12 protein-coding genes are annotated in these 14286 nt (G+C 40.8%); 7 read left to right on the forward strand and 5 right to left on the reverse strand.

Features of this window, described 5'->3' with window-relative positions:
• The first annotated feature begins 39 nt into the window (after positions 1-39).
• Positions 40-825, forward strand: a complete 786-nt coding sequence (locus ESA94_RS03750) for a hypothetical protein (protein ID WP_129129511.1) — start codon at positions 40-42, stop codon at positions 823-825.
• A gap of 156 nt (positions 826-981) precedes the next feature.
• Here the strand turns inward: ESA94_RS03750 and ESA94_RS03755 are convergent, their stop codons facing one another.
• The 4 genes from ESA94_RS03755 to ESA94_RS03770 all read right to left on the reverse strand — a co-directional run bounded on the left by ESA94_RS03755 (position 982) and on the right by ESA94_RS03770 (position 4820).
• Positions 982-2166 carry an acetyl-CoA C-acyltransferase gene (locus ESA94_RS03755; RefSeq protein WP_129129512.1) on the reverse strand — a complete coding sequence of 395 codons (1185 nt, stop codon included), beginning with the start codon at positions 2164-2166 and terminating at the stop codon, positions 982-984.
• Between the two features lie 77 nt (positions 2167-2243).
• The gene (locus ESA94_RS03760) at positions 2244-3698 is read right to left on the reverse strand and encodes a DUF4403 family protein (RefSeq protein WP_164972634.1); all 1455 of its coding nucleotides are present in this window, start codon (positions 3696-3698) and stop codon (positions 2244-2246) included.
• A gap of 289 nt (positions 3699-3987) precedes the next feature.
• Positions 3988-4326: a hypothetical protein gene (locus ESA94_RS03765; RefSeq protein ID WP_205755900.1), complete on the reverse strand. Its 339-nt coding sequence runs from the start codon at positions 4324-4326 to the stop codon at positions 3988-3990.
• Positions 4327-4475: 149 nt separating this feature from the next.
• Entirely contained in the window at positions 4476-4820 is a 345-nt protein-coding gene (locus ESA94_RS03770; protein ID WP_129129514.1) for a HopJ type III effector protein, read from the reverse strand.
• Between the two features lie 206 nt (positions 4821-5026).
• Here ESA94_RS03770 and ESA94_RS03775 point away from each other — a divergent pair, with 206 nt between their 5' ends.
• Positions 5027-5485, forward strand: a complete 459-nt coding sequence (locus ESA94_RS03775) for a hypothetical protein (RefSeq protein WP_129129515.1) — start codon at positions 5027-5029, stop codon at positions 5483-5485.
• 92 nt (positions 5486-5577) lie between these two features.
• On the opposite strand, the gene ESA94_RS03780 is transcribed toward ESA94_RS03775, so the two are convergent.
• Positions 5578-6633 carry a serine hydrolase domain-containing protein gene (locus ESA94_RS03780; protein WP_164972635.1) on the reverse strand — a complete coding sequence of 352 codons (1056 nt, stop codon included), beginning with the start codon at positions 6631-6633 and terminating at the stop codon, positions 5578-5580.
• Positions 6634-6843: 210 nt separating this feature from the next.
• Here ESA94_RS03780 and ESA94_RS03785 point away from each other — a divergent pair, with 210 nt between their 5' ends.
• From ESA94_RS03785 to ESA94_RS03805, 5 genes are all read left to right on the forward strand, one after another.
• The gene (locus tag ESA94_RS03785; RefSeq protein ID WP_129129516.1) at positions 6844-8172 is read left to right on the forward strand and encodes a DEAD/DEAH box helicase; all 1329 of its coding nucleotides are present in this window, start codon (positions 6844-6846) and stop codon (positions 8170-8172) included.
• 135 nt (positions 8173-8307) lie between these two features.
• The gene (locus ESA94_RS03790) at positions 8308-9483 is read left to right on the forward strand and encodes a THUMP domain-containing class I SAM-dependent RNA methyltransferase (protein WP_129129517.1); all 1176 of its coding nucleotides are present in this window, start codon (positions 8308-8310) and stop codon (positions 9481-9483) included.
• A 65-nt stretch (positions 9484-9548) separates the two neighbouring features.
• Positions 9549-10517, forward strand: coding sequence for a YpdA family putative bacillithiol disulfide reductase (locus tag ESA94_RS03795; RefSeq protein ID WP_129129518.1), 969 nt, complete (start codon positions 9549-9551; stop codon positions 10515-10517).
• A 154-nt stretch (positions 10518-10671) separates the two neighbouring features.
• Positions 10672-12621, forward strand: coding sequence for a T9SS type A sorting domain-containing protein (locus ESA94_RS03800; protein WP_129129519.1), 1950 nt, complete (start codon positions 10672-10674; stop codon positions 12619-12621).
• A gap of 108 nt (positions 12622-12729) precedes the next feature.
• Positions 12730-14274, forward strand: a complete 1545-nt coding sequence (locus tag ESA94_RS03805) for a M20/M25/M40 family metallo-hydrolase (RefSeq protein WP_129129520.1) — start codon at positions 12730-12732, stop codon at positions 14272-14274.
• The last annotated feature ends 12 nt before the right edge of the window (positions 14275-14286 follow it).

Below are 14286 nucleotides of genomic sequence, written 5' to 3' on the forward strand. Positions count from 1 at the left end.
CGTTGTTAACACATCTCTTTCATTAAAAAAATCAACAAAATGAAAATCTCGATTCTTCCATATACAAAAATGCTTTATTGCATTTTGCTCATAGCCTTGCTGTTACCATTACGGCAACAGGCGCAAATAACTTCTTATCAATACCGGCATGTGCCTGCAAACAAAGTAGATGAATTTATTAAACGTGAAACAACTTACTGGAGCAAGGTTGCACAAAAAGCAGTTGATGCAAAGAAGATGAGCTTTTGGGCATTGCTTGAAAAAGTTGGCGGTTACGATTTGCCCAACTCGTCGAACTACTTATTCATAAATACATTCCCGAATATTGATTCTGCATGGTCGAGCGGCGTGTTTGATATTACTAAAGTATTTCCTGCTGTTCCTTACAGCCAGATGGAAACAGGTTCTTTTACAACAGTTACCAGTCAGTTGTTTTTACACGATGAAGATTGGGTTGAAGCAAAAGCTGTTAATCCTGCAAAAGATTTCAATTACGTGGTAATGAACTATCATCTTTCAAACGACGCACAGAGTTTTATTAACGCAGAAAAAAACATCTGGAAACCTTTTCTTCAAACCGCTATGGATAAAAAACAAACCCAACAATTAGGTTGGGGAAATGCGATTGTACTTTCGCCAACAGGTGGAAATGTACAATTCAATACAGTTTCGTACGACCTGTTCCGCACATTACAGGATGCGTTGCTCACTCCATGGGATCCTGCAACTGTTTTTCCCGACAATCTTCAACTTATCGGCAATATGCGCAAACAGGAAAGCGCAAGAGTTATTTACAGAGTTGTAAAAGTAGTGGCAGCAAATTAAGCCAGCCCCTCTAACTTCTCCAAGGGATTGCTTAACACAACCCTTACTTTTTGCAGAGCAAAATAAAAGAGACCTCTCCGATATTCGGAGAGGTCTCTTTTTATAGAAAATTATGTAAATCGATAGCTGTAATAAACAAGTATCTTTTATGAATACTTAGAGATTTACATTTTCAATCACCATTGCACTTGCACCACCGCCGCCGTTGCAAATGCCGGCAGCGCCATATTTTGCGTTATTTGCTTTTAATACATTAATGAGTGTAACAATAATTCTTGCACCACTTGCACCCAACGGATGACCTAACGAAACGGCTCCACCATGTACATTAACTTTCGCAGGATCGAGTTGCATACGTTTGCTGTTTTCGATACCAACAACTGCAAATGCCTCGTTCAGTTCCCAATAAGCAATATCGCTCATTTGCAAACCTGCTTTGGCAACAGCTTTTGGTACAGCTAATGCAGGTGATGTGGTAAACCATTCCGGCGCCTGCTCCGCATCGGCGTACGATTTAATTTTTGCAATAGGTTTTAATCCCAGCTCATCTGCTTTTTCTTTGCTCATTAACAGCAATGCTGCAGCACCATCGTTCATTGTACTTGCATTGGCTGCAGTTACAGTTCCATCTTTAATGAATGCAGGATTTAATGTTGGTATCTTATCAAACTTTACATTGTAAGGCTCTTCATCTTTTGCAAACACAATAGGCTCACCTTTGCGTTGTGGAATTTCAACAGGCACAATTTCGTTATCGAACAAACCTTTTTCCCATGCAGCCTGTGAACGTTTATAACTTTCAATAGCAAATGCATCCTGATCTTCACGGCTGATACCGCATTCCTTTGCACACAATTCCGCTGCATTACCCATAGCCTTACCATCGTACACATCAGTGAGACCATCTTTCGCCAATCCATCGATCAAACCTGTATTACCATATTTGTTTCCCCAACGTAAACTATCTACATAAAACGGAACATTGCTCATGCTTTCCATACCACCTGCAATAACAATATCTGCATCGCCAAGCATAATACTTTGAGCCGCCTGTGCAATAGCTTTCATACCGCTGGCGCAAACTTTATTTACAGTTGTACAGTTTACTTCGTTCGGCAAGCCTGCAAATTTTGCAGCCTGCCGTGCAGGCGCCTGACCAAGATTAGCCTGTATTACACAGCCCATTAAAACATCCTGTACTTTATTTGCATCAACACCTGCTTTTTGCAATGCGCCTTTAATGGCAACAGCTCCTAATTGTGTAGCGGTTAAACTTTTTAAACTGCCGCCGAAACTGCCCATTGGTGTACGAACAGCTGAGATTACATATACTTCTTTCATATAGCTTGTAGCATTTGAGATTGCGAAGTTAACGATTGTAAGCAAAAAAACTCGCTGCATGAAAAGGCGGATCCAACCTATTTAACAGAAGTATTTTTTTTGATGCGTAGTTTTTTACCCGGTTTCATTTCCATTAGTTTAATATCGGCAATGGCTCCTGCATGAATTTTAAAATGAACCTGGTCCTTTGCCATAATAATTCTACAATCCTTTACATACAAATGATCGAAATTAATTGCCACCGATTTTCCGGCTTTTCCTTTTGCGATCGCTTCTTCTACTAAAGGAGGAACAATATGAATAAACGAATCCAGTTTCAGCGAAAGTTTCGATGCAATGGTATCTCTTATGTTTTGATGCAGCAATTCTTCACCTGCATTAACCAAACTGTTATCAGAAGCAATGGCATACTCAAAATTATTAATGCGGATCGTTTGTGTTGCCACCTCAAATTCCGGCTTTCCACTTGCAATCATTTTCCCTGCTATATCTTTTCCTGTATTGATCTCAACAGAAAGACCTGCTTCCGATGCATAAGCCCGTACATCTTTAACAGAAACATTGTAACCTTTAGCTGTAAACGATTTTCCTTTCAGGAGCTTGTTGATCTCTTCATTTATTTCATCGAACGATGCAAATGCATATAAATACAATTCCGAAGTGGGCGATACATTGCGCAGCGATTTAAACATGGGCAATCGTGAAGGTGCTGCAAGATTCGTTGTATCCGTCATCATCATCATTTTTGCCCGCACACTCGTATAACAGGCTATAATACCGGGCTGCAATTCTACCTTACCTTCAATGCTGTTACAGGTAAATTTCATCCAGGCCATCGGTTGCTTACGATGCACCACCAAGGGCTTTTGCAGATCGGTCCATATTTTACTGATTACCGGTTCAAGCGATACCGATTCATTGATTTCCTTGTCGAGCATATGTATAAGCTGCTGTTCATTTTCATTCAGCCACTTGCTTACTTTCTTTTCAAGATTATATTTAACCGGCCCAAACTGCAACACAGGTTCTTTTATCCAAGCAACTTTCTGCACTTTAAATTTTGTAAGAATATTCCAACCCGCATCAATACCAACTGTTGTTGCAAGCTGAATAACAACCTGCGCCTCTACAGTTTTAAACCTGTCGGTAATTAATTTTCCTAAACGGCTGTTTACAATTTCGCCGGTAATGTGTAAGGGTAAATTACAAAGCAATCTGTTGCCCGATGTTGTAATACGTATGGGGTCAATTTTGGTGAACTCCAGTTTTACTTCGTCCTTTTTATTTGAGGATGGATATACGGTAGTTTCTAAAAAGCGCCCGGTTATTTTTTTGTTGATCCACTCTTCAAAATTTTTCACCTCGTAAAAAACAGGAATATTAATAGTTGACACAGGAATATCGACAGATGTTATTTCTCTGATGGGATCGGCCATAGCTGCCATTCTGTTTTTATAACAGCCTTTACAGCCTGTTAAAACAAGCAGAAGTAAGCACACAATAAATCCATATAACAACTTTGTGTATTTCATGGCACAATGTTTTACTCCGGGTATTATTTTATCCGGACCTGCATACATAACCAACCAATACTTAGATAAACCGGGTATACAATTTCAAGAAACAGGCCAAGAAAATTATTTGCAACAAACTGCGTCTCTATCGGCCCGCATCCGCTTAGCTAAATGGAACAGAAAGACCGCCTGCTTTCGGTATTGAAGTTAAGTGTTAGCAGCTTGTTATTATCCGGGTTTTGAAATAAATAAAAAAGCCTTGTTCGTATTGAAAGAACAAAGCTTTTGTAAAACCATCGGAGTTTGTTTAATCCCACAAGGTACCATCGAGCCCAAGAATTGTACCTATCCACAACCCAAAAACATAAACAATAAGACACAACGCAAACGCTGCAATTTTTTGCCAGCCTGTTTTGCTGCGCATCGGCTTCATTAAATAATAAAAGAATCCACCAGTTGCTCCGGCTAAAGGAACAACAATCAGCGGCCTTAGTTTCCAGTAAGGCGACCATGCAGGATCTGGATTATTTACTGTGGAAAGGAGAAGAACGATCAGCAGCAAAGCTATGCCGGCGCCAATTAAAACAGGCATCAGAAACGACGACTGTTGAGAGGTTTGTTTTAAAGAAGATTGATTCGCTGTCATACAGATCTATTTAAATACAAGTAATTAAAAGCACTTTGAATTGCAAAGTAAAGTAAAAAACTTTACTCCTCCAACAGCTTTTCTTTGTTTTAAAAGGAATCTCTTAATTAAGCTTAGGACTTTACGAAGCCGTTATTGGCACTTCGGTATTACTTCGCCATTAAGGGTTGTGCATCAAAGTGGATGCCCTCCCAGCCTGATACCATAAAATTGCGGATATTGGCATGATTGGTTGCTTCTGGATGTTGCAACACATCAACCCTGTAATAATCGCCAAAGCAGCTAAGCGTTTCTTCTTTTGTTAAATGCTGCAAACGTGCAAATGCAAACAACTTGCAGGAGCCCGAATTACTGCCAACTTCGTTAACAGCTGAACCATTGGTAAAACGCACAGGCGTAAAATCGTAATTGGCGTCAATGGTTGCAATGGTATCGGTAAAGGCAATCGCATCGGGATTGCTGCGGAGTTTGCTTAAAAAATCATCAATGCGCATAACAGATTTTTTTTGAATGAAAATTGAGAGCGCAAAGATGAAGAGAAATCTGCGAATAAAATGAGCGAACAAAAAGTCGACAGGGCTGGCAATCCTGTCAGAACATCAAGCAACAGCGCCCCTTCGTCAAACAAATTATTCAGTACTGTAAAGCTTATCGTCCTTTGTACTGTTCATTTATTTAACTCATATAAAACCTTACAAGCATGAACACAAAAAGAATTTCTGCAGTACTTACACTCATTGTAGCATGTGCGTTATTGCTTTCCTTTATTAAGCCTGCCGGCGGCGAGGGTTTTGAAATTTATGTAGACAACACCCTGGTACTTCGCCAGTTTAACCAGGAAATGAAACAGCTGAAAAATATTCAGCTTACAGCAAGCAACAGCAAAAGTGTATTGAAGGTGAAATTTTATCATTGCGGTATGACGGGTAAAAGCCGGGTGCTGGAACTGAAAACTTCCGATCAAAAAACATTAAAGCATTGGCAGTTTAAAAACGAAGAAGGAAAGAATTTTGGAATAACAGTAGCTATTAAAGACATTCTTGATTCGCAGAAACAAACCGGCAGTGGCGCACTCTATCTTTATTATGCATCGAAAGAAACTCCGGAGGGACGTTTACTCGCAGGTATTGTTGGAGCCAACGCAACTGCAAAAAAATAAACGCTGTTCCGGCAAATAGATTAAAAAAACAAAAGCGCCCGGGCTATTTAACCGGACGCTTTTGTTTTCATGTGAAGCTGTACATCAGAATGTTAGTTGATGACAGCATTTATTTTTTGCCAGAGTTCATTATCAAATCCTGAAACAGCAAAGCTTGGATTTAACGGATCGGAAGCATCGCCCATTCTCACAATTACCATTTTCTTTGACGGGATCACATAAATACGTTGATCTTCGGCACCCATTGCTGCAAACATATCCGAAGGCGCATTCGGCACTAACGGCCCCGTGTAAACGGTTTGTCCGCCGGGCACCATAAAACTTGTTTTCCCATTCAACCACCATAAATAACCGTACGATGGATTGATGCTTTGTGACGTATTGGTGCTTTCAGTAAAAAAAGTTTCGTTGATCACCTGCTCATTTCCCCATTTGCCTTTATTAAGGGCCAGTAATCCAAAACGTGCCATACTGCGGGTGTTGCTGTGATAAATAGTAAATATTGTTCCGTAATTCCATGAGCCTTCCATACCTATTTTACTCTTCAGCTTATCCTGAAAGTAAGTATCAAAACTTTTACCACTTGCTGCTGCAGTAACATCAATTAATTTTTGAAATACGTTGTGGTACGACCATCTTGTACCGGCATCGGCCATGTAGGTAAGATTGGGTTTTATAACAAGGTTGTTGCTGTCGTTAAGACCAGATGACATTGTAAGCAAATGCCGAACAGTAATTAAGTTTTCTTTCAGCAGCGGTTCGCTGGTCCATGCCAATCCAACATATTGTGAAACCTTGTTGTTGATGTTGAGTAAACCTTCCTGCTGCGCTATACCAACAGATGCGGTAACCAATGTTTTACCTGCACTGTTCCATTGCCAGGTGGCTGATGCACTGTGACCATTAAAGTATTCCTCCATTACAATCCGTCCATCAACAAGGACCATGAACGATTTGGAATGTTTTTGAATAAGATAATCTTTTAAAGGTTGAATGGCCGTTTGGTTCCAGCCAAGTTCAGTTGACGATTTTGTTTGCCAGCTATTATCTGTTGTTGAAGGAAAATACATGCCCGTTGCAGGCTGATCGTTTTTTTTACATGCAGTAAAGACGATGCATAGGCATAACAGCAAATTCAGCGATTTCATGATTATTGGTTTCTTTTTCGGTTTGGATTCATTGATAGCCAGAAAACTCCTAAGTTTAATGAGGTTGGCTTTTAACGGACAAATACCCTTTCATATTGCTGACTTTTCATTTGTTGAAAAGAAATAGTTCAAAATTCATTTAGTACTCTCTTCTTAGGGAGCACACGAGGCTGAAATTTCGCCCTCCCCACAATTGCCTACCTTCGCCGCATGCAACAACAACCGGAATGGCTCAGCAAAGCGTTGAACAACCTCAACATTAAAGCGCTGAACGAAATGCAGGAGGCCGCTTTAACAGCCACTGCGCAACACAAGGATCTTATTTTACTATCGGCCACAGGTAGCGGCAAAACACTGGCTTTTCTTTTGCCACTGGTGGAGCAGTTGCAACAAAACCCAACTACCACAACGGCCATTATTATTGTGCCATCACGTGAACTGGCATTGCAGATAGAAACCGTTTTTAAAAGTCTACAGCTTAATTTAAAAGTTACCTGTTGCTATGGCGGGCATAAACGGGAAATTGAAGAGAACAATTTAAAACAGGCACCTGCCCTGCTCATCGGCACACCAGGTCGCTTAGCCGATCATATCCGCAGAGAAAGTATCAACACAAAAACAATTACAACACTGGTGCTGGATGAGTTTGATAAATCATTAGAGCTGGGGTTCCAGGAAGAGGTATCATTTATTATTGGTTCAATGCCCAATATTGAAGAACGCATGCTTACTTCAGCCACACGTATGGAAGAGATTCCGGCCTTTGTTGGTTTGCAGCAACCGGTTACACTTGACTTTCTGAATGCGAATGAAGAAAAAGAAATTGGTCTTAGTATTCAATTATTACAAAGCGAAGAGAAAGATAAAATTGAAACACTGTTCCGATTGATCTGTATGCTGGGCAACCGTTCAACGATTGTGTTCTGCAATCATCGTGAAGCGGTGGAACGTACGAGTGCATTATTAAAAGAGCGTGATATTGTGAATGTATTTTATCATGGTGCTATGGAACAGCGTGACAGAGATGCGGCCTTATGCAAGTTCCGTAACGGCACATCGAATGTTTTGGTGACGACTGATCTTGCAGCACGTGGGTTAGACATTGCCAATATCCGCTACATTGTGCATTATCATTTGCCGCATAATGAAGATACGTTCACACATCGCAACGGACGTACGGCACGCATGGAAGCAAGTGGTACTGCCATCGTTATTCTCGGACCGGAAGAAACAAAACCCGAATACATTCCTGCAGAGGCAGAAGAAATTACGTTGCCAACAGAAGCTGTAATACCCGACAAACCAAAATGGACAACCTTGTTTATTGCCGCAGGTAAAAAAGACAAGGTGAACAAAATTGATATTGTTGGTTTCCTCAGCAACAAAGGCGATTTGAAAAAAGAAGATATCGGCTTAATTGAAGTGAAAGATTTTTTTGCATTCGTTGCCGTAAAGAAAATAAAAGCAAGTCATACTCTTAACCTGATCAAAGACGAAAAGATAAAAGGGAAGAAAGTGAAAATTGCTGTGGCCAAGTAAGGCGTAAGGAATAAGGCATAGGGTTTAAGGCAAATACAGGTTCTAAATTTCATATTGCCTTCCCTAAACCTTATACCCCAAACCTTCAACCTTCTACAGACTACCTTAAGCCTTCTACCCTAAACCATATTCAAAATGAATTTATTTACAACCTCGTCCACCATCATCATTACTTGTCACAAGCGCATTGCTCCATACTTAGAAAAGGAAGTGATGGAGTTGGGCTTTGCAATTGAAGAAACATTTGTAACAGGTATTAAACTGAAGGGAACGATCAATGACTGTATCAAACTCAATTTAAACTTGCGTTGTGCCAGCCAGGTCTTGTATAGTTTAAAACAGTTTACTGCACATGATGGTGATGATATTTACAACAGTTTGAAACATTTTGCATGGGAGAATATTTTACCCAGTCCCGGTTATTTTTCGGTGACGAGTAATGTGAACAATCCCACCATTAACAACAGCATGTTTGCCAACCTGCGGGTGAAAGATGCTATTGTTGATCGCATACGGGAGAAAAGAGGTACACGCCCATCAACAGGTGCAGAGTTAACAGGAACAGTTATTCATCTGTTCTGGAAGAATGAAGATGCAGAAGTGTTTATTGATACATCAGGTGATTCATTGGCAAGGCATGGCTATCGCAAGATTCCCGGCTTAGCACCAATGCTGGAAGGATTGGCATCGGCCACTATTTATGCAACGGTGTGGGATCGCACATCACCCTTCATTAATCCCATGTGTGGTTCGGGAACGTTGGCCATTGAAGCAGCATTGATCGCTACCAACAGAAGACCGGGATTGTATCGTACCAACTATGCATTTATGCATGTGCAGGGTTACGATGAAACTGTGTATCACCAAGAAGATGCATTGCTCGAAGAACAGATCGTTGATGTACAGGGTTTAAAAATTATTGCGACTGATTATAATCCGAAAGCAATTGAAAATGCAAAGAAGAATGCTGTTGCAGCCGGTGTACAAAAGCTCATCGATTTTGCTGTATGCGATTTTGCAAAAACAGAAGTACCGCAGGATGCAAAAGGCATCATGATGATCAATCCCGAATATGGTGAACGTTTAGGCGACATCAAAGAACTGGAAGCAACTTATGCACGCATCGGCGATTTTATGAAACAGCAATGCGGCGGTTATTATGGTTACATCTTCACGGGTAATATGGAGCTTGCAAAAAAGATCGGGCTGAAAGCCAAACGAAGAATAGAATTTTACAACAGTACGATCGATTGCCGTTTGCTGGAGTATGAATTATATAGCGGTAGCAGAAGAGAAGGGAAAAGTTTATAGTTTTTAGTTTGTGGTTTATAGTTGAACAAGGTTGGCAATGCTACCCCTCCCTATCTTTGCATTGCATGCAAACAACACATTACCCCATCATCATCATCGGCGGCGGGCCTATTGGTTTGGCCTGTGGTATTGAAGCAAAGAAAGCAAGTATCTCCTATCTTATTTTAGAGAAAGGTTGTTTGGTGAATTCATTGTACAACTATCCTGCAAACATGACCTTCTTCTCTACATCAGAACGGTTGGAGATCGGCGATGTTCCATTTGTATCAGTGAATGCAAAACCAACAAGAGCAGAAGCATTGGAATATTACCGCAGGGTAACTGTTGCCTATAAACTCAACATCAACTTATTTGAAGAAGTAAATAAAGTTGAACGTAATGAAAACAGCTTCAGCATTCAAACTTCAAAGCAAAACTATACAGCCGACCATATCATCATTGCATCGGGCTTTTATGATATTCCTTACCTGCTGCATGTAAAAGGTGAAGACTTACCGAAAGTAACACACTACTATAAAGACCCACATTTCTATGCTTTTCAAAAAGTAATGGTGGTTGGTGCAAACAACTCTGCTGTTGATGCTGCATTGGAAACATGGCGTAAAGGAGCAGATGTTACAATGGTGATAAGAGAAAAGGAAGTGGGCGAACGGGTAAAGTATTGGGTTCGCCCCGATGTAGTGAATCGTATTGCTGAAGGTTCTATCAAAGCATACTACGAATCAAGTATTGTGGAAATAAAAGAACACGAGGTCATCATTCAAACACCAGAAGGCATGCAAACAATTGCGAACGATTGGGTAATTGCAGCAACCGGTTATCAACCCAACTTATCCTTTCTTGAAAAGATCGGTATTACATTATCAACAGACGATGTACGCAAGCCCGAGTACAACGAAGAAACACACGAAACAAATATCCCCAACATTTACCTCGCAGGTGTTATTTGCGGCGGCATGAACACTTCCCGGCTGTTCATTGAAAATTCAAGAGAACATGCTGTACGTATTCTTTTGTCGATCCAACACAAGTGACTTGTCGTAGAATTTTTACACCCGCTATCAGCTACGTTTAAGGCAGCTAAACAAAAACCATTAATGCGTCAAAAAAGGCGGAACAAGCGGCACGCATAAGTACCCTTTGCGTAAATAGTATAGTAACTTTACTTATATCCAAATCCAATGCCCGTTGAAGAAACATGCACTGCATATTATTCTTCTTTTTCCGCTATTCCTGTCTGCACAGATTACCTCCCCGGTAATAAGAGCAAACTTTGGATTAGATGCTGATGTACGTTCCAATTTTTTCAACTTGCTTTGGTCGCCCGGTAATGATGATTGGTTTGGTAATGGATCCCTTGGTTCCGGTATTCATGTAATTGATACAACGGGTGCTGCTGCTATTGTAAGTGCCTACACAAGCAATCCTGCATCGAAAGGTTATGCGTTTGCCCGTGGGATGCGTTATCCGGTATTAAGTACAATCAGCGGACGTATTTTATACGACGCTTCTTATGTGCGTGATTATCGTGGTACCGACACAACAAGTTTCGCAGGAGGAAATAAAAATGCGCAAAGCCCGCAGTTGTGGTCTACGGCTATTTCGCCAGTGCTTTCAAAGAATGATATCACCGAAGTATACTTACATGTCCGCAGAGACGGCACAACCCCTTCCGACTCCTTATGGTTTTTTGGTGCTGTAGGTATCTTGGGAACAAACGGCGATCGCTATTTCGACTTTGAATTATACCAGACAGATATCAGTTTCAATGGCACAACAAGAAAGTTTGAACACTATGGACCTGATTATGGTCATACCACCTGGAAGTTTGATGCTTCAGGCAACATTACACAGTTAGGCGATATTATTTTCACCGCAGAATATGGCAATTCAGGTTTAAATTTTATTGAAGCAAGGGTATGGGTGAAGAAAACAGATATTACCACGGTATCGCCCGGAGCATTTGACTGGACGGGTACTTTTGATGGCGATGGTACGGGTGCAACGCATGGCTATGCAGGAATTATTCCGAATAATGGTGGAACTTTTTACCAGGGTTTACAAAACTCCGTTTCAACATGGTCCGGGCCGTTTGGTAATTTCAATACAGGCAATGCGCATGTAAGTAATTACGACGCTATTCAATTCATGGAGTTTGGAGTAAATCTCAGTAAACTAGGTTTAGATCCAATGACGTTTACCAACGGTTCTATGTGCAATCTTGCGTTTGGAAAAGTGTTGGTTAAAACAAGAACCTCTACATCGTTTACTGCAAGCATCAGCGATTTTGTGAGTCCATTCAGTTTTCGTTCGGTTGCCAGTGTTGCTGCCACTGCCGATTTTCCTGCAATGTGCCCGTTACAATTCATCAGCAACTTATCAGTAAGAAATCCTTTGTCTACCTCCACTTATTACTGGAGCACATCTAATGGACATATTGTTGGCTCATCAACCGGCACTTCAATTACAGTTGATCAACCGGGTACGTATATTGTTACACAGGAACTGTTAAGCGGTTGTGGCGAAAACGGAAGAGATACAATTATCATTACATCCGCCGGCAATTGCAGTGTGCTCGCATCAAAACTTCATTTCTTTAAAGGAGCAGAACGGCAAAACATAGTTGCACTTAACTGGCGCATCAGCAATAACAACAATGTAAATAATATTATAATTGAGCGAAGTCTTAACGGCAGCAACTTCTATCCTATCGGTTCTCTGCAGGGAAAAAGCGGAGCAGAAACAGCCGATTATTATTTTTCTGATTCGCTTTACAACATTGATCACGAAACAGTGTATTATCGTTTACATATTACCGATAAAAACAACGGGAGCAATTACAGCGATATTATTTCGTTTAAACGTTCTTTCAATAAAACATTATCTGTACAAGTAAATCCTAACCCTGTTAACAACAGTTATATGCAGGTATTTGTTACCGCACCATATAACCACACAGCAACACTTCAACTTGTTCATTCATCGGGAGCAATCGTTCAAACGCAAAAACTGCTTTTAGTAAAAGGTAATAACCATATACCGGTTGCGGCAAATACAAAATGGCAAAAAGGATTGTATATACTTCGTATACTAACCGATGCCGGCCCGGTTCAGCAAAAAGTACTGGTAACAGAATAACGAATCATGCGTTCTTTTCCGCTCATCACAATCTGCGTGAAACAACAAGCAGCTGTTTAATCATTTCTTATTTTCGGAGCATTCGTAAAAAACAATAATCACATCAACATGATTCGATTCTTTTTTGCTTTGCTGCTGATTGGCTCTACAGCAACTGCACAACACAAAGATTCTGTAATGGTGAGCCGCATTATTAAAGAGGCTACCGAAAATTCGCAACTGAAAAAATTAGGACAGGAACTGATGGATGGCATCGGTCCACGTTTGGTTGGCAGTCCGCAAATGCAACAGGCACACGATTGGGCTGTTGCAAAATACACAAGCTGGGGTGTAACTGCACGAAACGAAAAATGGGGCGAATGGCGTGGATGGCAGCGTGGCGTAACACATATTGATATGGTATTGCCTCGTGTAAAAACGTTGGAAGGTATGCAGCTTGCATGGAGCCCAAGCACAAATGGCAAAACAGTTACTGCAGATGTTATTCTTATTCCCGACCTGGCAGATTCGATCGCTTTTCAAAAATGGTTACCAAGTGTAAAAGGAAAATTTGTGTTGATCTCAATGAATCAGCCAACCGGTCGTCCAGATTATAACTGGGAAGAATTCGGCACAAAAGAATCCTTTGAGAAAATGAAAAAAGAACGTACCGAAATTACAGATGCATGGACAAAACGCATCAGCAAAACAGGTTACACTGCACGAACATTACCCGTTGCGTTAGAAAATGCAGGTGCAGTTGGCGTGATTATGAGTAACTGGTCGAGAGGTTTTGGTGTAAATAAAATATTCGGTGCAAATACAAAGAAAGTTCCAACAATTGATCTTTCATTGGAAGATTATGGTTTACTATACCGTTTAACAGAAGCAGGAGTTGCGCCAAAAATAAGTGTGCGTGCCGATTCGAAAGAGAATGGTGTTGTACCTACTTACAATACTGTTGCTGAAATAAAAGGTTCAACAAAGCCTAACGAATATGTTATGCTTTCTGCACACTTCGATTCATGGGATGGTGGCACAGGTGCAACTGATAATGGCACAGGTACATTGGTAATGATGGAAGCAATGCGTATTCTCAAATTGGTATATCCAAATCCAAAGCGTACGATCCTTGTTGGTCATTGGGGAAGCGAAGAGCAAGGCCTGAATGGTTCACGTGCATTTGTGGAAGATCATCCTGAAATTATTTCAAACATCCAGGCATTATTCAACCAGGATAATGGAACTGGTCGTGTGGTCAACATTTCAGGCCAGGGCTTTTTACATGCGTATGATTATATCGGTCGTTGGCTAAGCCGTGTACCCAACAAATACAAGAGCGAACTTGAAACAAGATTTCCGGGTGCGCCCGGCGGTGGCGGATCGGATTATGCATCGTTTGTTGCAGCAGGTGTTCCTGCATTTTCATTAAGCTCTAACAGCTGGAGTTATGGCAACTATACATGGCATACCAACCGTGATACTTATGATAAGATTGTTTTTGATGATGTACAAAACAATGCCATCCTCACTGCTATTCTTATTTACATGGCATGTGAAGATGAAAACAAAACATCACGTGAACGTATTGTGTTACCTGTTAACCAAAGAACAGGCGAACCTGGTAAATGGCCTGCACAAACAAAGCCTACCCGTAAAGGCGGACTTGATTAAGTACACTTTCAA

The sequence above is a fragment of the Lacibacter luteus genome (genome assembly GCF_004118265.1).
GTDB lineage: Bacteria > Bacteroidota > Bacteroidia > Chitinophagales > Chitinophagaceae > Lacibacter > Lacibacter luteus.

Coding starts and splice junctions, on each gene's coding strand:
- ESA94_RS03770 (WP_129129514.1), bottom strand. CDS start 4,820: ATGCGCATTGATGATTTTTTAAGCAAACTCCGCAGCAATCCCGATGCG.
- ESA94_RS03750 (WP_129129511.1), top strand. CDS start 40: ATGAAAATCTCGATTCTTCCATATACAAAAATGCTTTATTGCATTTTG.
- ESA94_RS03780 (WP_164972635.1), bottom strand. CDS start 6,633: ATGAAATCGCTGAATTTGCTGTTATGCCTATGCATCGTCTTTACTGCA.
- ESA94_RS03785 (WP_129129516.1), top strand. CDS start 6,844: ATGCAACAACAACCGGAATGGCTCAGCAAAGCGTTGAACAACCTCAAC.
- ESA94_RS03805 (WP_129129520.1), top strand. CDS start 12,730: ATGATTCGATTCTTTTTTGCTTTGCTGCTGATTGGCTCTACAGCAACT.
- ESA94_RS03790 (WP_129129517.1), top strand. CDS start 8,308: ATGAATTTATTTACAACCTCGTCCACCATCATCATTACTTGTCACAAG.
- ESA94_RS03795 (WP_129129518.1), top strand. CDS start 9,549: ATGCAAACAACACATTACCCCATCATCATCATCGGCGGCGGGCCTATT.
- ESA94_RS03760 (WP_164972634.1), bottom strand. CDS start 3,698: ATGAAATACACAAAGTTGTTATATGGATTTATTGTGTGCTTACTTCTG.
- ESA94_RS03775 (WP_129129515.1), top strand. CDS start 5,027: ATGAACACAAAAAGAATTTCTGCAGTACTTACACTCATTGTAGCATGT.
- ESA94_RS03765 (WP_205755900.1), bottom strand. CDS start 4,326: ATGACAGCGAATCAATCTTCTTTAAAACAAACCTCTCAACAGTCGTCG.
- ESA94_RS03755 (WP_129129512.1), bottom strand. CDS start 2,166: ATGAAAGAAGTATATGTAATCTCAGCTGTTCGTACACCAATGGGCAGT.